Annotated in this window: 17 protein-coding genes; 1 reads left to right on the plus strand and 16 read right to left on the minus strand. The window is 39.7% G+C overall.

Going from position 1 to position 19,988, the window contains the following annotated elements; all coding sequences use genetic code 11:
• The first annotated feature begins 215 nt into the window (after positions 1-215).
• Positions 216-665, plus strand: a complete 450-nt coding sequence (locus HMPREF1210_RS05250; protein ID WP_016427577.1) for a PH domain-containing protein — start codon at positions 216-218, stop codon at positions 663-665.
• Positions 666-738: 73 nt separating this feature from the next.
• Here the strand turns inward: HMPREF1210_RS05250 and HMPREF1210_RS05255 are convergent, their stop codons facing one another.
• The 16 genes from HMPREF1210_RS05255 to rpsO form a co-directional block, all read right to left on the minus strand.
• Positions 739-1,698, minus strand: a complete 960-nt coding sequence (locus HMPREF1210_RS05255; protein ID WP_016427578.1) for an ABC transporter permease — start codon at positions 1,696-1,698, stop codon at positions 739-741.
• A gap of 1 nt (position 1,699) precedes the next feature.
• The gene (locus HMPREF1210_RS05260; protein WP_016427579.1) at positions 1,700-2,746 is read right to left on the minus strand and encodes an ABC transporter permease; all 1,047 of its coding nucleotides are present in this window, start codon (positions 2,744-2,746) and stop codon (positions 1,700-1,702) included.
• Entirely contained in the window at positions 2,739-4,295 is a 1,557-nt protein-coding gene (locus tag HMPREF1210_RS05265; protein WP_016427580.1) for an ABC transporter ATP-binding protein, read from the minus strand. The genes HMPREF1210_RS05260 and HMPREF1210_RS05265 overlap by 8 nt, the downstream gene beginning before the upstream one ends.
• Positions 4,296-4,451: 156 nt before the next feature.
• Positions 4,452-5,519, minus strand: coding sequence for a BMP family protein (locus HMPREF1210_RS05270; protein WP_016427581.1), 1,068 nt, complete (start codon positions 5,517-5,519; stop codon positions 4,452-4,454).
• 51 nt (positions 5,520-5,570) lie between these two features.
• A complete protein-coding gene (locus HMPREF1210_RS05275; RefSeq protein ID WP_016427582.1) occupies positions 5,571-6,299 on the minus strand; it encodes a GntR family transcriptional regulator in 729 nt (242 codons plus the stop codon).
• A gap of 167 nt (positions 6,300-6,466) precedes the next feature.
• Positions 6,467-8,770: a DNA translocase FtsK gene (locus HMPREF1210_RS05280; RefSeq protein ID WP_016427583.1), complete on the minus strand. Its 2,304-nt coding sequence runs from the start codon at positions 8,768-8,770 to the stop codon at positions 6,467-6,469.
• Positions 8,771-8,941: 171 nt separating this feature from the next.
• Positions 8,942-10,609, minus strand: coding sequence for a ribonuclease J (locus HMPREF1210_RS05285; protein ID WP_016427584.1), 1,668 nt, complete (start codon positions 10,607-10,609; stop codon positions 8,942-8,944).
• A gap of 111 nt (positions 10,610-10,720) precedes the next feature.
• Positions 10,721-11,614 (minus strand): 4-hydroxy-tetrahydrodipicolinate synthase, encoded by an 894-nt coding sequence (gene dapA, locus HMPREF1210_RS05290; RefSeq protein WP_016427585.1) that lies wholly within the window; start codon positions 11,612-11,614, stop codon positions 10,721-10,723.
• Positions 11,615-11,628: 14 nt separating this feature from the next.
• Positions 11,629-12,669, minus strand: a complete 1,041-nt coding sequence (locus HMPREF1210_RS05295) for an aspartate-semialdehyde dehydrogenase (protein ID WP_016427586.1) — start codon at positions 12,667-12,669, stop codon at positions 11,629-11,631.
• 78 nt (positions 12,670-12,747) lie between these two features.
• Complete coding sequence (locus HMPREF1210_RS05300; RefSeq protein ID WP_016427587.1) at positions 12,748-13,341, minus strand: dipicolinate synthase subunit B; 594 nt, start codon at positions 13,339-13,341, stop codon at positions 12,748-12,750.
• An 11-nt stretch (positions 13,342-13,352) separates the two neighbouring features.
• On the minus strand, positions 13,353-14,153 hold the full coding sequence (locus tag HMPREF1210_RS05305; protein ID WP_016427588.1) for a hypothetical protein: 801 nt from the start codon (positions 14,151-14,153) through the stop codon (positions 13,353-13,355).
• Complete coding sequence (locus tag HMPREF1210_RS05310; protein WP_016427589.1) at positions 14,150-14,419, minus strand: YlmC/YmxH family sporulation protein; 270 nt, start codon at positions 14,417-14,419, stop codon at positions 14,150-14,152. Before HMPREF1210_RS05310 ends, HMPREF1210_RS05305 begins: the two co-directional genes overlap by 4 nt.
• Before the next feature lie 538 nt (positions 14,420-14,957).
• Positions 14,958-15,509 (minus strand): DUF402 domain-containing protein, encoded by a 552-nt coding sequence (locus tag HMPREF1210_RS05315; protein ID WP_036659390.1) that lies wholly within the window; start codon positions 15,507-15,509, stop codon positions 14,958-14,960.
• Between the two features lie 413 nt (positions 15,510-15,922).
• Positions 15,923-17,149 carry a pitrilysin family protein gene (locus tag HMPREF1210_RS05320; RefSeq protein ID WP_016427591.1) on the minus strand — a complete coding sequence of 409 codons (1,227 nt, stop codon included), beginning with the start codon at positions 17,147-17,149 and terminating at the stop codon, positions 15,923-15,925.
• Positions 17,150-17,327: 178 nt separating this feature from the next.
• Complete coding sequence (gene pnp / locus HMPREF1210_RS05325; protein ID WP_016427592.1) at positions 17,328-19,445, minus strand: polyribonucleotide nucleotidyltransferase; 2,118 nt, start codon at positions 19,443-19,445, stop codon at positions 17,328-17,330.
• 186 nt (positions 19,446-19,631) lie between these two features.
• On the minus strand, positions 19,632-19,901 hold the full coding sequence (gene rpsO / locus HMPREF1210_RS05330; RefSeq protein WP_016427593.1) for a 30S ribosomal protein S15: 270 nt from the start codon (positions 19,899-19,901) through the stop codon (positions 19,632-19,634).
• Positions 19,902-19,988: the final 87 nt, after the last annotated feature.

Genomic DNA, 19,988 nt, shown 5'->3' on the forward strand with positions numbered 1-19,988 from the left:
TATACATTGTGCTGGTAAATGATTGCAAATAGCTCGTGAAAAAATATAAGTCTTACGTCCCATAAATACCTCTTGCTAGGGATCCAAATATCTGTTGTCAATTAATTCCTGAATCTTAATCACCGGTGAACAAAAGAATTGTTCATTGAAAAAAATGTAAATCCAGTGAAACTTTCCTATTAGCTATTCGTAGTTAAATTAGGAGGTGATATTTTTTGGAGTTTAGTTCAAAAATAGATAAATTTTTCGTTGGAATCATATCAATCACAGTATTTATTATCCTTGGCGTATTTTTGTTTCCTCTGCTTTTAGATTATGATAGAACGAGTATTGATACCATTACTGTACTTTCCTTATGTGTGTTATCAATTGGGGTACTATTGTGGTCTGCTTTTTCTATTAAATACGTCCTATATAATGACCACTTGTTTGTAAAAGGTGGGTTATTTAAAAGTCGAATCCCATATGAAGATATAACAAGGATTTCTCCCACAACTGAAATCTTTACTGGTTACCGCTTGTTATCATCAAAACAAGGTATTGAATTATTTTATAAATCAGCAACTTTAGGAAGTGTGAAGATTTCACCTAAAGACATTGACCTTTTCATTTTCGAATTAGAGAAACGTGCGCCAAATGTACAAATTGATAAAACAACTCAGTAAATTACCATTAACTAAATGTGTAAACAAAAAATGAAAGGACCAGGCAAAATGCCCGGTCCTTTTAAGATCGATTTTATCGTTTCCCTTTTATATAAGGTGTTCCTATAGCCTTTGGTGCATTTGCTTTACCAATGAATCCTGCTAAGGCAAGGATTGTTAAGACATAAGGTAAAATCAGTAAGAAAACACTTGGAATTTCGCTGATTATCGGCAATGATCCACCGACAATACTTAACGCTTGAGCAAACCCAAAGAACAAAGCTGCCCCCATCGCACCCAGGGGATGCCACTTACCAAAGATCATTGCAGCAAGTGCCATAAATCCTTGTCCATTGATTGTTGAATGACTGAAGTCCAATGAAATCGACTGTGAATAAATCGCGCCACCGATACCGGCTAAACCACCTGAAATCATGACAGCAATATAACGCATACGTGTTACATTTATTCCCATTGTATCAGCGGCCATTGGATGTTCGCCTACAGCACGAAGACGCAGACCGAATGGAGTGTAATACAGGACAACCCATGCTAGAATAGCAATCCCAATTGCTAAAACAGAAGTCCAATAGACGTTCTGGAAAAACATCGGGCCTAAAATTGGAATATCTTTTAAGAACGGAATATCGTCACGCAAGAATCGTTCTTGAACAAAGTCTGTTTGTCCTTTTCCGTAAATCATTTTTACTAGGAACAAACAAAGCGCCACTGCCAATAAGTTAATTGCTACACCAGAAACGACTTGATCCGCACGGAATGATACAGAAGCCACGGCATGCAGTAATGAAAATAATGAAGCGACAACCATAGCAGCAAGAAGAGCCATCCACTCTGTACCTTGTCCAAATATATGAACGAAAGATAAGTTAAATAGAATACCAATGAAAGCACCCATGACCATGAGTCCTTCCAATCCAATGTTTACTACACCAGAACGCTCAGAGAAAACCCCACCGATAGCGGTTAAAATTAGAGGCGCTGCATAAGCAATGGCTGCAGGGATTAGAAAATATAATACTTCCAAGAAACTCATGTTACTTCGCCTCCTTTTTCTTGCTGAAGCGTTCAACAAATAATCGAATGACGTAGCCTGAAGCTACGAAGAAAATGATAATCGCAATGACAATAGATACGATTTCGGTAGGAATACCCGCTTCATTTGGCATATTTAAAGCTCCATATTTTAATGAACCAAATAATGCTGCCCCGAAAATAACACCAAGTGGCGTGTTAGCACCAAGTAGTGCAACCGCAATACCATCAAAACCAATACCTGTAAAGCCGCCTTTAACAGAAGCATATTCAAACGTACCCAATGCTTCCATCGCTCCACCTAGACCAGCAAAGGCACCAGAAATGACCATTGCTAGAATGATATTTTTATTGACGTTCATTCCCGCATATTCTGAAGCATTTTGGTTTAAACCAACTGCTTTCAATTCAAATCCGCGAGTTGTTTTCTCTAAAATTAACCACATTACTAAAACCATGGCAAGTGCTATTAGAATTCCGTAATGAAGACGTGAGAAATCTGTCATGTTTTCAAGGAATTCTGAACGAAGTGACGCCGTTGGGTGAATTGCCCCCGTATTGTCTCCTCCATTAGAAAACGTTTTCACTAATGCGTTTGTTGTGTGAAGTGCTATATAGTTCATCATGATTGTGACAATTACTTCATGGACTTTAAAGCGAGCTTTAAGAAGTCCAGGAATGAAGCCCCATAACGCTCCCGCTCCAGCTGCCGCAATTAACGCAAGTGGCAAGTGAATGTATTTTGGAAAATCAAAGGCAACTCCTACATACGCCGCTGCAAACCAGCCAACGATTAATTGTCCTTCAACGCCAATGTTAAATAGTCCTGTACGGAATGCAAATGCAACCGCTAAACCAGCAAGAATGTATGGTGTAATTTGTCGGACGGTTTCACCCATCGTATAAACATCACCAAAAATTCCGTTCCATAATGCTGCATAGCCAGCGACTGGATCGTATCCACTAACTAACATAACAATTGCCCCTACAAGTAATCCCAGAATAACGGAAATGACAGGAACAAGAATATTAACTAAACGATTAGACATGGGAGCTGCCCTCCTCTTTCACTTGATTTGTCATAGCGCCTTTTTTCGATTGACCCGCCATTAACAATCCAAGTTCTTGTTCGTTTGTTTGAAGAGGATCCAAAGTATCCACGATTTGCCCATCATATATGACCGCAATACGATCAGATACGTTCATGACTTCATCTAATTCAAATGAAATTAACAAGACAGCTTTTCCTTTATCGCGTTGTTCGATTAAACGCTGATGAATAAATTCAATCGCACCGACGTCCAATCCGCGGGTAGGCAGAGCGGCAATCAGTAAATCCGGATCCCTATCAATTTCACGGCCGATAATGGCTTTTTGTTGATTACCACCTGATAATGCACGTGCAGGTTCATGATCTCCCTGAGTACGCACATCGTATTTTTGAATGATTTCATTCGCTTTTTTCGAAATGGTCGAATAATTCATAAAGCCATTTTTTGAATTTGGGCTTGTATAATACGTTTGTAAAGCAATGTTATGACCTATTGGGAAATCAAGGACAAGACCATGTTTATGACGATCTTGAGGAATATGACCAACACCAGATTCCGTAATCTTGCGTGGTCGTTTACCTGTAATATCTTGACCATTCATGAAAACTTGTCCGCTTTTCACTTTACGCAGACCAGTAATTGCTTCAATCAATTCCGATTGACCATTTCCGTCAATACCGGCAATTCCGACAATTTCACCTTTACGAACATTTAGGTTAAGGCCTCTTACTTTTTCAATCCCCCGGTAATCAGTAACCACTAAATCTTTCACGTCCAGAACATCTGTCGTAGGGTTAGCAGGACCTTTGACTGTTTTAAATTCCACTTGACGTCCAACCATCAAGGAAGCAAGTTCATTGGGGTTTGTCTCAGCAGTCACCACTGTACCGATGCCTTGCCCTTTTCGAATAACCGTCACACGGTCCGAAACATCCATAATCTCTTTTAATTTATGAGTAATTAAGATAATAGATTTTCCTTCTTCAATTAAGCGACGCATAATCTGAATTAATTCCGTAATTTCTTGTGGAGTCAGAGATGCAGTCGGTTCATCAAAAATTAATATTTCAGCGCCACGATACAATGTTTTCAAAATCTCAACACGTTGTTGCATACCAACTGAAATGTCTTCAATTTTTGCATACGGGTCGACGTCTAATCCATAAAGTTCAGACAGCTCTTGTACTTTTTTAGCAGCAGTTTTCACAGAAATCATACCAAACTTAGTTGGCTCACTACCTAAAATGATGTTTTCTGTAACAGAAAAATCTTCAACTAACATGAAATGTTGGTGAACCATCCCGATTCCGAGGTTATTCGCAACATTTGGATCCGTAATCTTAACTTCTTGACCACGAACACGGATTTCTCCGCCTTCTGGCTGGTAAAGGCCGAAGAGTACGTTCATCAACGTCGATTTCCCTGCACCATTCTCACCGAGAAGAGCATGAATTTCGCCTTGTTTAAGTTGAAGGGTAATGTTGTCATTTGCAACGAAATTTCCGAACTCTTTTCGGATATTCAGCATTTCAATAACGTGTTCCAATATATTCACTCCCTTAGGCACTTTTTAAATGAAAATTAAATTAACACAGGAAAGGCTTTATCTATAAAACCTTTCATCTATTAATTTATTAAGGGCAATAAAAACATCATAAAGACCGGAAATCCGGTCTTTATGATGACTTATTCAAGTGTTAAATTACTCTACAGTTTCAGGAACTGTTACTTCGCCATCAGCGATTTTCTTAGCATACTCATCGATTTGAGCTAAAACATCATCTGGAATTGCTCCACGAGAATCCGCTAAGCCAACGCCATCTTCAGCTAAACCGTAAACTGTTGTTTCGCCACCTGGGAATTTATCTTCTGCAGCCAATTTAGAAATGTTTTGTACAGCTACGTCAACGCGTTTTAACATTGAAGTTAATGTTATGTTATCGTCGCCAACAGCACCTTCGTCATATTGGTCAGAGTCAACACCAATTACCCAAACATAAGCATCTGGATCTTTAGTTTTCAATTCTTTAGCTTCTGCGAATACACCGTTACCAGTACCACCTGCAGCGTGGAAAATAATATCTACGCCTGAAGAATACATGCGGTTAGCAGTTGTTTTACCAAGTTCAGCTTTGTCAAATGCACCTGTGTACTGAACATCAACTTCGATGCTTGGATCGACAGCTTTTACGCCTTCAAGGAATCCAGCTTCAAAACGTTCGATTACAGGGATATCCATACCACCAACGAAACCGATTTTTTTCGATTTAGTCATTAATGCTGCAGCAACACCTGCAAGGTAAGAACCTTCTTGCTCTTTGAATAATACTGAAGCAACATTTGGTTGATCTACTACTGCATCAATAATAGCAAGATGATTATCAGGTTTTTGAGTTGCGATTTCATTTACTGATTTCTCCATTAAGAAACCAATTCCGAATACTAAATCAAAGTTACGACGTACTAAGAGATTTAAGTTTGTGTTGTAGTCAGCGTCCGATTGTGATTGTAAGTAATCAATTCCACCATCGCCTTTTTCAAGACCATTGTCTGCACCAAATGCTTCTAAACCTTCCCAAGCAGATTGGTTGAATGATTTATCGTCTACTCCACCAACGTCAGTTACCATTGCTACTGAGAAATCAATTGCTTCTTTTTCTCCAGCAGAACCGTTACCTTCATTCTTATCTTTGTCAGTACCACATGCTCCTAGAATTGTACTAGCAGCTAATACCATCGATAAAGCTAAACCAAATTTACGCTTTGTCAATTTGAGACCCCCCAAAAAATGTTTTTTCTTATTAGCAGGAAGTTTGATGTTTTACACCCTTTTACGGACTACATGGAAACTGAATTTGTCAGCTCTAAAATAGTTTTTTGAATATAATACTACTTGATCTTTGTCATTATAATGTAATTGCTTCAGAACTAGTAACGCCGTTTCAGGTTCACACTCTAAAATCGGAGATGCCACTTCGTGGTAGCCTGTTGGGTCGATAAAAGTAACAGCATAAGTTACCCGGATTTCCCCGGATTCTTCAATTGCTGTGAAAATCGATCCTTCTTGCCTACTTAAAAAATCAGAAGGCAAATACTTTGCGGGAACTTTGTCCACACAATACACAACTGGTTCACCATTTGCTGTCCTTACACGTTCAATTGTAATGACTGATTCGTCAATTTCGCAATGAAAGCGTTTTATATCATCTTCAGACGGAAGCGCTTCCATAGAACTCAAATAAATAGTACCTGGTTCCATGCCCACTTTCCGTATCATAGAGGAGATACTTGTTAAATGTTCGATACCAGAAGTGAAAACTGGTTTCGAATTAACAAATGTACCTACACCATGACGTCTTACGATAACATTTTCTTCTTCCAACAGTCTAAGTGCTTCACGAAGTGTCGCACGACTGATTCCAAGTGATTTGGCCAGTTCAAATTCTGAAGGCAATTTTTCCTTCTCTTCGAATACACCGTTTGCAATATCGTCTTTAAGACGATCGATCACTTGAAGATACAAATGACGATGATCTGTTTTTATTGACATACATATCACCACCAACAGCAGAGATCAGACATCTGATGTAAAACTTTCCTACTAATCAGACATACTATACCACTTTTATTTGTGTAAATAAATAGATTTTTGGGTATTTACGAAAAGTTTCGTAAAAAACTTAATTTTTTTGTAATGCTTTTGTCATATAAAAGATCTTATGTTATGTCATCTTGCTTGGATTGAAGAACTTGTCTTGGCTTGCTACCTTCATAAGGTCCAATCACTCCGCGCATTTCCATCTGATCGATAATTCGTGCCGCTCTTGAATAGCCGACTCGGAATCTTCGTTGCAATAAAGAAACCGATGCTGTTTGCATATCCGTAACGAGTTGCACAGCTTCATCATATAAATCATCCGTCTGTTCATCCACTGATACTTCTTCAATTTCGGTTGGAATCATTTCTTCTTGATATTGTGCTTTTTGCTGAGCAATTGCAAAATCAACTACTTTTTCTACTTCCTGATCCGATAAGAAAGCTCCCTGTACGCGGACTGGTTTCGATGCACCGGCTGCTAAAAATAACATATCTCCACGGCCAAGTAGTTTCTCTGCTCCCCCCATATCCAAAATCGTACGGGAATCAATGGAAGACGAAACAGCAAACGCAATTCGTGAAGGAATATTCGCTTTAATTACCCCTGTAATAACATCCACACTTGGACGTTGCGTCGCAATAATTAAATGTATCCCAGCCGCCCGAGCCATTTGTGCAAGTCTTGTAATTGAATCTTCCACGTCGTTGGATGCGACCATCATCAAATCTGCCAATTCGTCTACAATGACTACAATATAAGGTAACTGGGGATGTTTTTCATCGTTCTCTTCATTCCACTTACGAATGTGATCGTTATATCCTTCTATATTGCGTGTACCTGTATGAGAAAATAGATCATATCGACGTTCCATTTCTGACACCACTTTTTTAAGTGCCTGAGATGCTTTTCGAGGATCTGTTACGACAGGTGCCAACAAATGAGGAATTCCGTTGTAAACATTCAACTCGACCATTTTCGGGTCAATCATCATCATTTTCACTTCGTGAGGTTTCGCACGCATAATGATACTAACAATAATGCCGTTAATACATACACTTTTCCCGCTTCCGGTCGAACCGGCAACCAGTAGATGAGGCATTTTATTTAATTCCGCAAGAACAGCTTGTCCGGTAATATCACGACCAAGTCCGATCATCAATTTCGCATCTGGTTTATTGTTTTCTTTTGCTTCCAGCACTTCACGTAAACTTACGATGGCTACTTCCTGATTCGGTACTTCTATTCCGATTGCGGATTTTCCAGGAATCGGGGCCTCAATTCGGATATCCCGAGCTGCAAGAGCTAATGCCAGGTCATCACTGAGACTGACAATCTTACTTACTTTCACACCAGTGTCAGGCAAAACTTCATATTTTGTAACTGCAGGACCTAAATGCACTTGCGTCACACGAGCTTTGACACCAAAGCTGTTAAACGTCTTCTCCAGTTTTTTTGCATTGGCTTGAATGATTGAATATTCACCGCTTTGATCACTATGTGGTGGTGCATTTAAAAGAGAAGCAGCAGGAAGTTGGTAATCTTTATTTTCCATCACTGCTTCTGATACAGAATCGAATACTTTTTCATTTAATTCTTCATTTTTCTCTATTTCTGGCTCCGGCTTTATTTCAACAACTTTCTCTGCACGTTCGGAAAAGGCAGATATAATTGGCGAAGTATGAACGGGTTCAGGTTCTCTGAGGGTTGTAGCGACTTCTAGATCTTGTGCAACTGGAGGCGAACTCTCGGATTTTTTCCGTTTGTCACTTCTTCGTTGCACTTTTGGAGCAGCAGCTTTTGTTTTTCTCTTTTGTGTCATCATGGCCGACCAATTCTTTTTCCAAATCGGTACCTGGCTGGCTAAATAAGGAACGAGTGCTTTACCAGACAGCAGAATAAAGCCAATCATAACTAGCAGCCATGCGGCAATAGTCGCCCCGCCAGAATCAAACAGGACATGGAATGTGGCAAAAAGAAATGCCCCCAATATCCCGCCCCCCAACGATTGGTCACGGTTAACAATTCCTTCGCTTTCAATCAATATTCGCCATGTTTCACGAAGAACAGAATCGCTTATAAGTGCGCCACCTTGAAACAATTGTTCAAATAATGCTAAGTGGCTGAAAAGTGTCAAGCTGCCTAAGATACTGAATAGTCCTAAAACAATTCGATTATTCATTCCAGGTACGGCTCGGTTAATCATCATCATGAGTGCAATGACAATACATAATAATGGAACTGCAAAATGCCAATTTCCAAAGAAAAACCTGGCGATTGACGAAAAAATGAAGCCAACAGCTCCTAATTCAAAAAAAGTAATGATGCCGAGTCCGATTATCAGTAAGCCAGCAATTTCATACATGAGTGGATGTATAGAAGTGGGCTTTTTCTTTTTAACAACCTTTTTCTTTCTTCTTGTCACTTCGATCACCTTCTTTGGTTAGTTAATTAGTGAAAAGCATTTAAAGCGATATACATATGAAGACTACTCCACTGTTCAAAGCTCGGTCGTCTTAAGTGCTTTCATCTTTATGTGAAAGAAAAAGGATTTCCTGCCGCTACAAATAGCGAGGAAATCCTTCCGTTTTTCACCTTAATATTCCATAATAATCGGGATGATCATCGGACGTCTTTTCGTTTTTTGGTATAAGTACGAATTTAAGGTATCACGTATTTCTTGTTTTATGTTTGTCCATTCGAACGTTTCTTTGCTGACATATTTCTCAACGATTTTCTTCACTAACTCAGCTGATTCATCCATAAGCTGTTCAGACTCACGTACGTAGACAAATCCACGGGATAAGATTTCTGGACCAGATGCAATTTTCTTTTGTGCGCGGTTTAAGGTAACGACTACGATAAAGATACCGTCTTGTGACAGAAGTTTACGGTCACGCAGAACGATGTTCCCAACGTCTCCTATTCCAATACCATCGATTAACACGTTACCTGCCTGAACGCGGCCGCTCATACGCATTTTACCAGCTTTATATTCGACAATATCCCCTTTATCTGCAATAAAGATTTGTGACTTGGCCAAACCAGTAGCCTGGGCAAGTTTTGAGTGAGCCATCAGCATGCGGTATTCACCTTGAATCGGGATAAAGAATTTAGGTTTCATCAAGTTCAGCATCATTTTTAAATCTTCTTGGCTGCCATGTCCGGAAACATGCACTTTTTTACTGGCAGTTAAAACTTTTGCACCAGTTTTTGCTAAGTGATTCATTGTTTTAAACATCGCAACTTCCATACCTGGTGACGGAGTGAATGTAATTAACACTGTGTCTGTATCTTTGATTTTCACATCTTTATGATGTTTTCTAACCATTTTTTCAAGCGCTTCAAGAGGTTCCCCTTGGTTACCCGAAACGATAATAACTACTTCATCATCTGCATAATTGCCGATTTCTTTGATTGAAATTAATGTTTCTTCATCAATTTTCAAGTATTCGAGACGTTTTCCAACATCAAAGACGTTTTCCAATGTTTTACCTACAACCGCTACTTTGCGTTTTGACTCAATTGCTGTGTCAAACACTTGTTGGATACGAATGAAGTTAGAAGAATACAAGGAAACTAGAATACGGCCTTTTGCACCGTGGAAAGTTTCCGAAAGTTGTTCTTCAATCACCGATTCAGGAGTTGTGTATCCAGGTCGCTCCGCTTCAGTAGAATCAGACATTAAAATAAATACCCCTTCTTCACCAAGACCAGCCATTTTAGCGATGTCTGGACGGTAACTCCCTTTAGCAGATTGGTCGAATTTAAATTCTCCCGTATGCACAATCGCGCCCTCAGATGTATGGAAGACAATCCCTAAAGAATCGGGAATACTATGTGTTGTATGGAAAAATGTAACATGAGTCGATTTGAAGTTCATGCGACTTTTGTTAGTCACTTCAAAGAATTTTACAGGCTGTGCGGCCGGCAATTCTTTCAGATGCTCTTTTGCTAAGGCAATCGTCAAACGAGAACCGTAGACTGGTGCATGGATCTTGTTCAACAAATACGAAATTGAGCCGATTGCATCTTCATGCCCGTGTGTTAAAAAGATTCCTTTTACGCGCGCTTTATTTTCTTCTAAGTATGTTACGTCCGGAATGACAATATCAATTCCAAGCATTTCGTCTTCAGGGAACATGAGTCCACTGTCTACGACAAAGATTTCTTCATCTATTTCTACTACGTACATTGCTTTTCCGATTTCCCCAACTCCACCGAGGGGGATAATACGGATGGTTTCATTTATTGTTTTAGTCACTTGCTTTCCTCCTAAAAATTACCCGATCAACATCCACTAGTAATCATTATACGGGACGTATGACAACAGTACAAACAAAAAAAGGTCAGCTGAACACTGACCTTTCAAAATTTATTTAAAACTTTTTCTTTTTGCCTCATATTTCGCCCAAGCTTGATCGAAATCTTGCTTCTCATCACTCGTCATTTCAACAAGCGGAAGTCGAACTGATCCAACATCTAAACCCAGTTTAGATAATGCATATTTCACTGGCACGGGATTCGGTTTTGCAAAGAGTGCACGAATGAGTGGTAACATCGCATGGTGTATTTCCGCTGCATCAGTGTGTCTGCCTTCTTCAAAAGCACGAATTAACTTTTGCATATCTTCGCCTACAATATGAGAAGCTACAGACACTACACCTGCACCTCCGATTGAAAGCAATGGCAAAGTTAATCCATCATCCCCACTATAAACTGCGAAATCTGCCTGGCATTCTGAAATAATATCAGACATTTGCTCCAAATTCCCGCCAGCCTCTTTGATTGCTTGGATGTTTGAAATCTTACTTAATGCCAGAACCGTATCTGGCAACATATTAACTACTGAACGACCCGGTATATTATAAAGAAGTACAGGCAATTTCGTTTCATTCGCGATCGTTTTAAAATGCTCATACATCCCTCGTTGATCCGGCTTATTGTAATACGGAGTAACGAGCATAATGCCATCCACTCCGGCTTCTTCAGCTATTTTGGTCAGTTCGATTGATGCTCTCGTGCTATTGCTACCAGTACCTGCATAGACTGGGATTCGTTTGTTAACTGATTCTACAGTAAAACGGATTAAGTCTGCTTTTTCTTGATTCGTTAATGTAGGAGATTCTCCCGTTGTTCCACAGACCACAATCGAGTCTGTGCCAGTTGCGATTAAATATTCGATAAGTTTTGCGACCATTTCAAAATGTATGGAGCCATCTGGTAAGAATGGTGTGACCATCGCAGTAGATACGCGACCGATATTCATAAGAATCTCCCCTTTTAAATAATTCCGTCTTCAATCATTGCTTCAGCTATTTGGATTGAGTTCAATGCTGCACCTTTTAATAAATTATCTGCAACAATCCACATGTGGAACCCTTTGTCATTTGACAGATCTTTTCGAATGCGACCAACGAAAACTGCATCTTGACCTTCTGCAAACAAAGGCATAGGGTATTGTTGTTTCGCAGGATTATCAAGTACTTCAATACCTTTTGCAGCTTCTAAAATGGACCTTATATCAGCAACGCTTACGCCCTCTTTATCGACTTCAATAAAGACAGACTCAGAGTGGCCAGATACAACCGGCAATCGTACACATGTAGCTGCAACCGATAAATCCGGAGCATGCATGATTTTCTTCGTTTCATTAATCATTTTCATTTCTTCCAGTGTAAAGCCATTATCATCAAATGTATCAATTTGAGGAATAGCATTGAACGCGATTGGATAATGTGTCTCAGCACTTTTAACTGGCAATACTTGAGCCACTGCATTTTTAGTTTCCCCAAATGTAGCACTTTGGGCTTCGAGCTCATTAATTGCAACAGCTCCAGCACCTGAAACAGCTTGATACGTGGAAACGATCACATTATTCAAACCAAACGCTTCTTTAATTGGTTGCAATGCACAAACCATTTGAATCGTCGAACAGTTTGGATTGGCTATGATGCCATTGTGCAATTTAAGATCTTGACGATTCACTTCAGGCACGACGAGTGGAATATCTTTATCCATTCGGAATGCACTTGTGTTGTCGATAACGACTGCCCCACGTTTAGCCGCTTCTGGCGCAAGGACTTTCGAAACTGATCCTCCTGCGCTGAATAATGCAATATCAACACCCTCAAATGCCTCAGGTGTCGCTTCTTCAATCGTATAAGATTTCCCTTTGAATTCAATGTTTTTTCCGGCTGAACGTTTTGAAGCCAGGAACTTTATATGTTGAATTGGAAAATTTCGTTTTACGAGTTGTTCCATCATTTTCTCTCCAACTGCACCGGTTGCACCGACAACAGCTACTGTGTAGCTTTTAGCCATGACACTCACTCCCTCTAGCCAACTAATTGGTCATAATGACGGTATTGTATCATAAACTTGCGTGATTGTGCATGAAAATTAATCCGATTGCCCGTGTTGGATTAATAAGGGTTGAAGTTGTTGATGTTCTAGAGCTTTGACAATCGTTGGTAGAATCTGATTGAAATCGGAGATGAGGGAGTTTGGTTTTTTATATGGATCATCCTGACCGAATGGAATGAAGTAAATGTGTTTGGCATTTATTAATCTCATGACGTTTACGCCATTTAATCCAAGTGCATCATTAGTTGAAATGCCAAGGACGACAGGTCGACCGATTCGCATGGTTGCTTTGGCAGCCATCAAAACAGGTGAATCCGTTATTGCATTAGCTAAGCGACTGATTGAATTGCCCGTTATTGGTGCAATGACCATGCAATCAAGTGGCGCTTTTGGTCCGAGTGGTTCTGCATCGGCAATAGTGGAAATTACTTTTGCCCCAGCAGCATCCTCTATTTTTCTTACCCATTCATCCCCTGTGCCAAAGCGAGTGGCAGCTACTAGCACGGAATGTGAAACGACTGGTACAACCACTGCACCCTGTTCTCTCAAAATAGTGATTTTCGGAACTACTTCTTCATACGTACAATGTGATGCTGTTATACCGAACCCTATTCTTTTACCTGTTAGCACACCGTTCCTCCTTAGATATCTTTAGCTGATTCTGTCAAACATTTAAACAATATTTTTGATGCATCTTCTTTCAAAAATTGCCCTGGCAAAGAAGTACAGAGGCGATAGCATTCAGCATAATCGCCCTCCAATTCTAAGCAGCCAGGAGCGGAAGCAATATCATAAAACCGTTTGCTGGTTTTTAGTAACGATTGATAATCTTCTGTTAACCATTTCGCAGGAATTGTGTTGATGAATATTGCCTGATCACAGGAAATTCCTTTTTCTAATTTTTTCACTTCGTAGCCCATCGCCTGAGCTTCAGCCAATTGGACTGGTGAGCGTACGACTATCAGTGGATGTGCATCCATCCGTTTAAGCTGTGTCGCCAGCAATTTTGCTACTCGCCCGAAACCGGATATCATAAATTGTTTGCCTGCAACGGTTTCATGTTCTTCTAGATAATAGGCAGCAATAAATCCTTCTGCCGTTAACTTTGCATTCAACCAAATAAATTGTTCATCTTCAAGGTAGGCTACTGTATTCAGTTCACTTGCTTCAAAAAAGCGTGTCCACTCTGGAGATAATTTTCCGATGAAACATTTTTTTACGTTTTGAAAAAATTCCATTCCAATTGTATCGGTTACAATTTCAAGTGGCTGAATAGGTAAGACCATGATTTCTGGTTGAAAAGACAACAAATCCCGTTCCACTTGATAACTCCATGCTTTGGATGGGATATATAATACTTGCTCGTCAATGTTTTTCAACAAAGTAGCAAGCTTTTCCATGCGAGGATCCGTACCTATGACACACCATTTTCGGTTCGTCATATGGATTGATCCGCATGTAGATGAGACGTCTTAGTGAAGAGTATCCGATGTTCACCGATAAGGACGATATCTTCCCAAGCAATGTAGACATTTTGACTGGTTGATTTCGATTTAAAGGGCCGATTGCCTTGTTCTTTTAATACGAGAAATCCAATGATTTTTCCACTCGTTGGCTCAAATAGTAATTCAGTATCAGCAAGCAATCCAAATCGTTTGCCGTCTTCAACTTGGATTAATTCTTTTACCGCCAATTCTGATAGCAACATATGACTCCTCCTCCATGTTCATCTCCTTAAATATATGCAAAAAAAGACCACATGTTCACACGAAAAGCAGAAAGCGCTACTTTAGCTCGACTCCGACGGTGGAAGAAACGAATCGGAAACCCGTTTCCGAATGAGGTTCTGAAGCGGAGGTGCGAGCTGGCGCTTGGAGCTAGACATCACGAAATGTGAAGATGGCCAATTTAGACCGACGCCGGCGCTGGAAGGGCCGATTCGAAAGCTTGCTTTCGAAAGAGGTTTAGGAGGGAAGGCGAAAGCGCGACATCGTGTCGCTACGCCTTCATGACCCACATCCTGTGGGCCCAAGCTTAGGTGCGGTCTGGCCTTCGGAGCTAGACATCAAGAAATGTGAAGAAGGTCATGTTAAACCAACTTCTACCGTGGAAGGTGTTAAGGACAAAGAGGGGTGGACTGTGACTAAGTCACTTCGTCCACCCCTCAACAATTGTTGATATTTCAGTCTTAAATAGAGCCTAAATTTTAATGTCAGTTTTTTGATACGCACCCTTAGTTTTTTAAGTCAAACTGGTTTGCTACTTTTCTCAAGAAGTAATGCTCTATGTTCTTTTGCCAGGGTCATCAACACAAATTTATTGGACTTAATCAAATTATTAATTCTATCTGCTTCGTAACATGCACTATTGTATAAAGTGTTATCAATTATTCCGACAGCTAACGCATCTTCGAGTTCATCAGCATCTAACTGAATAATTTCTCCTGATGGTAGTACAACAATATCTAGAAATAAGTCGTCCAACCAAGGTATATCATTTTCACAACCATTGCTTTGACAGATATCAATATACCACTGAACAACCTCGCCTTTAGAATCGAACATCGTTGTTAATGAATGGCTTTTTCCACTTGGGAAATGTTGTAGCCAACTATAACCGTCATTAACAATACAAACATTTCTTTCACCGTATTTAACAAATAACGGCTCTGAAACACGATGAACTTTTAGTAAAGTAACATATCCTTGAAACTCTTCGGTATCAAGAAAAGATTGTATATATTCTCTTTTTGTTACTCTCTTCCATCCTGAACGGTCACCATATTTCCTTTTTAACAAGTTCTCAACCCCTAAAAGAAAATACACTCTCATATTCCTTGTTAAACTAACTGGTTTTAGTAATTTAAGAAGGTAGTGTAAAAATGGATACGTACTTAATGAATGATAAGTTTCAATGATTGGCAATCAGTCAATTGTATCAGCATCTCTAAAGGGAATTGTGACACTCCCGCCGAAAAACTGACTTTCGAGACCCTGGAGAGCTTAAGCTCGAAGCGGCTCGGGAGTTAGTCTGCAGGAAAGATTAGGACCAAAGGTTGATTGGGTCTAATCTTTCCTACGAAGCAGTGCAGCAATGTAGAGCACGGGTTTTAGTAAATTCCCTACATATTTCATATCTAAATCAAATTAAAAAGACTGCAAACAAACTCAAAAATAAGAGTTTGTCTACAGTCTGAGACAATTACAAAGGATTAGTCTTTTGGTGTAATGATTGAGATGGCTGGTTGAATGGTAAAAATATCCGTTACGAGTTTCTGTACTTGATGGATATGCACTTCATCAATCGACTCCAATACTTCATCATACGTTTTATGTTCATTGAAAATTAATTCATTTTTCCCATTGCGATTCATTCGAGCGTTCGTGCTCTCTAAACCGAGCATTAAATTTCCTTTTAATTGCTCTTTTGCATTGTTCACTTCTGTATCGGTAACCCCTTCATCCACCACTTTTTGAATGGTTTCATAAATGGTTTCCTGGAGTTTCTGCAATTGATTGCTGGAAGTCCCTCCATAAATAGCAACGGATCCTGCATCTTCATATGAAGAATGATACGAATAGATGGAGTAAGCCAACGCTTTTTCTTCACGGACTTCCTGGAACAGACGGGAAGACATATTTCCACCCAGAATATTATTCAATACAACAAGATCATAAATATGCTTATCTTTCACGCTTAGTCCAGGATAGCCAAGACATATATGCCCTTGTTCCGTTTCGCGTGATTTACGTGATTCACCCGGTTGGAAAACTGGTGTGTCAAACGATGGACGAGCAGACATTGCAGTACTTGATCTGAATTGACCGAATAAGGAATCAGTGTAATCGATCAAGCCATCCGGAATATTCCCCGCGATAGAAATCACAATATGTTCAGGTCGATAATGATGATCCATAAATTGATGGATTGAATCTTTGTTGAACGTTTCGAGTGATTCTTTAGTCCCCAAAATCGATGCACCTAGCGTCTGGTTGGGATACATCACATTCCATAATTGTTCATGGACATCATCATCAGGTGTATCTTCTACCATCAGTATTTCTTCTAATACCACTTGGCGTTCTTTCTCTAATTCCTGTTCATCAAACTGAGAATGGAAAAACATATCTGCCAATACCGAAATGGCATGCTTCGCATGATGGTCTAATACTTTTGCATAATAGCAGGTTTGTTCTTTTGATGTAAATGCATTGACATGACCACCAATACGATCGAACTCTTCAGCAATCTGACGAGCAGACCGAGTAGCAGTTCCTTTAAAAAGCATATGTTCGATAAAATGAGTTAAGCCATTTTCTTCAGGTTTTTCATGTCTAGATCCAACATCAACCCATACTCCGACAGCAACTGATCGGACATGTGGGATGTGTTCATAGACAATACGCACACCGTTTTGACTTGTTCTTTTTTGTAACACACTAAAAGCCCCCAAACTTTAGAAAAAAGGTTGCCATTCACTGATTGGCAACCTTTTTTCTTTGTTTACTATTAAGAAAGAATAAACTTTTTTTCAGTTGTTTTCTTTTTTCAAGTTTAGCTATATATAAGCTCCAAACGCCTGTCAGGATTACGTGACGTTTCTCGCTATTCTTATATTATGCTTCCTCTTTTTCTGCCGCTTCTTTTTCTTCTTTTACGACAATTTTACGCGACAAGTTCACGCGACCTTGGTTATCAATTTCAATAACTTTGACGAACATTTCATCGCCAAGTTTTAAAACATCTTCAACTGCTTTCGTACGTTCTTCCTGGATTTCAGAAATATGAAGTAGTCCATCTTTACCAGGGAAGATTTCTAGGAATGCACCGAATTTTTCAATACGTTTCACTTTAGCCATATAGTATTCACCAACAGCTGCTTCGCGCACGATATTTTCAATGATTTCTTTTGCACGTGCATTCATTTCCTGGTCAATTGAAGAAATGTAAATCGTACCATCTTGCTCTGTATCGATTTTCACGCCAGTTTCATCGATGATTTTGTTGATTTGCTTACCACCCGGTCCAATAACGTCACGGATCTTATCAGGATTGATTTTTATCATGATAATTTTCGGTGCATATTGAGACAAATTCGTGCGTGGTTCAGAGATTGTTGCCATCATACTATCTAAAATATGCATACGGCCGATTTTTGCTTGTGTCAATGCCTCTTCTAAAATGCTGCGAGACAAGCCATCAATTTTAATATCCATTTGAAGTGCCGTAACACCTTTAGCAGTACCGGCTACTTTGAAGTCCATATCACCTAAGTGATCTTCCATTCCTTGAATATCCGAAAGAACAGAATAATGCTCACCGCGCTTGATAAGACCCATAGCAATACCTGCAACTGGTGCTTTAATTGGAACACCCGCATCCATCATGGCAAGAGTTGATGCACAAATACTTGCTTGAGAAGTAGAACCGTTTGATTCCAATACCTCAGAAACTAAACGAATTGTGTATGGGAAATCTTTTTCATCAGGAATAACAGCAACAAGTGCACGCTCACCTAAAGCACCATGACCGATTTCGCGACGACCTGGTCCACGGATAGGTCCTGTTTCCCCAACACTGAATTGAGGGAAATTATAATGATGCATGAAACGTTTCGATTCTTCGATTCCTAAACCATCGATGATTTGAACATCGCCTAATGCACCTAAAGTAGCAATACTAAGTGCTTGCGTTTGCCCACGAGTAAACAATCCAGAACCATGAGTACGAGGCAAAATCCCTGTCTCAGATGATAATGGACGGATCTCATCTAATTTACGGCCATCGGGACGAACTTTATCTTCTGTAATTAAACGGCGAACTTCTTCTTTCACCATTTTATCTAAAATTTGGCGAACTTGTTTTAGTGTTGCTTCATCAGCTTCACGTTCAACGTAGATCGCTACAACTTCTTCTTTAACTTCAGTGATTGCTAATTCGCGAGCATGTTTTTCATAAACTTGAATGGCACTGTTTAATTTTGTTTCGCACATTTCACTAATTTCGGCAGAAAGTTCAGCATCAAGCTCGTAAAGTTTGATGTCCGTTTTCTCTTTACCCATAACCGCGACTACTTCTTCTTGGAACGCGATTAATTTTTTGATTTCTTCATGACCGAACATAATCGCTTCCAACATTACTTCCTCAGGAACTTCAAGTGCCCCTGCCTCAACCATGTTGATTGCCTCTTTTGTACCAGCAACAATTAAATCAATTGTACTAACTGCCAATTGTGCTTGATTAGGGTTAATGATAAATTGACCCTCAATCAATCCTACTTGTACGCCTGCAATCGGGCCATCGAAAGGAATATCAGAAACAGATAATGCTAAAGAAGATCCTAACATCGCAGCCATTTCAGTCGTGCAATCTTGATCTTTAGACATAACGATTGAAATAACTTGAACTTCATTACGGAATCCATCAGGGAATAACGGACGGATTGGACGGTCAATTAGGCGACTCGTCAATACTGCGTTTTCTGATGGGCGTCCTTCACGTTTAATGAAACCACCTGGAATTTTCCCTGCTGCGTAAAGACGCTCTTCATAGTTACATGTAAGTGGGAAGAAATCTAATGGCTTAGGATGTTTTGAAGCAGTAGCTGTTGAAAGAACTGTAGAATCTCCGTAACGGACCATAACAGCACCGTTAGCTTGTTTTGCATATTTGCCTACTTCTACTTGCAATGGACGACCTGCCCATTCGAAATTAAAAATTTGTTTTTCTGTCATTGAATGAACTCCTCTCGTACTAAAAATCCTATTAAATTTAGTTGTATGTATCATTAGTAGTGTATCAAAAAAGCGTTTATCATGCGATAAATTATAAAATTGTCATTGAGAGTTGGTTCTATACAAAGAAATCTTTTTGAACATAAAGAAAAAGCGGGACGAATCCCGCTTTCACTAAAATGCATCTTATCGACGTAAACCAAGTTTAGCGATCAAGTCACGGTAACGTGATACTTCGTTTTCACGTAAGTATTTTAACAAGTTACGACGACGTCCTACCATTTTGAATAGGCCACGACGTGAGTGGTGATCTTTCTTGTGTGTACGCAAATGCTCGTTCAAGTTATTAATCTCTTCTGTTAACACAGCGATTTGAATGTCTGCAGAACCAGTGTCGCTTTCATGAGTACGATACTCAGCGATAAGTTCATTTTTACGTTCTTGTGTAATTGCCATCCGGTTCACCTCCAATACTCTCATAATATCCCCAATTACCGAGCAAGCGTTGGTGAATCGCCTTGCCAAGCAACGGTTAAGCATATC

Source organism: Paenisporosarcina sp. HGH0030 (assembly GCF_000411295.1).
Taxonomy (GTDB): Bacteria; Bacillota; Bacilli; order Bacillales_A; family Planococcaceae; genus Paenisporosarcina.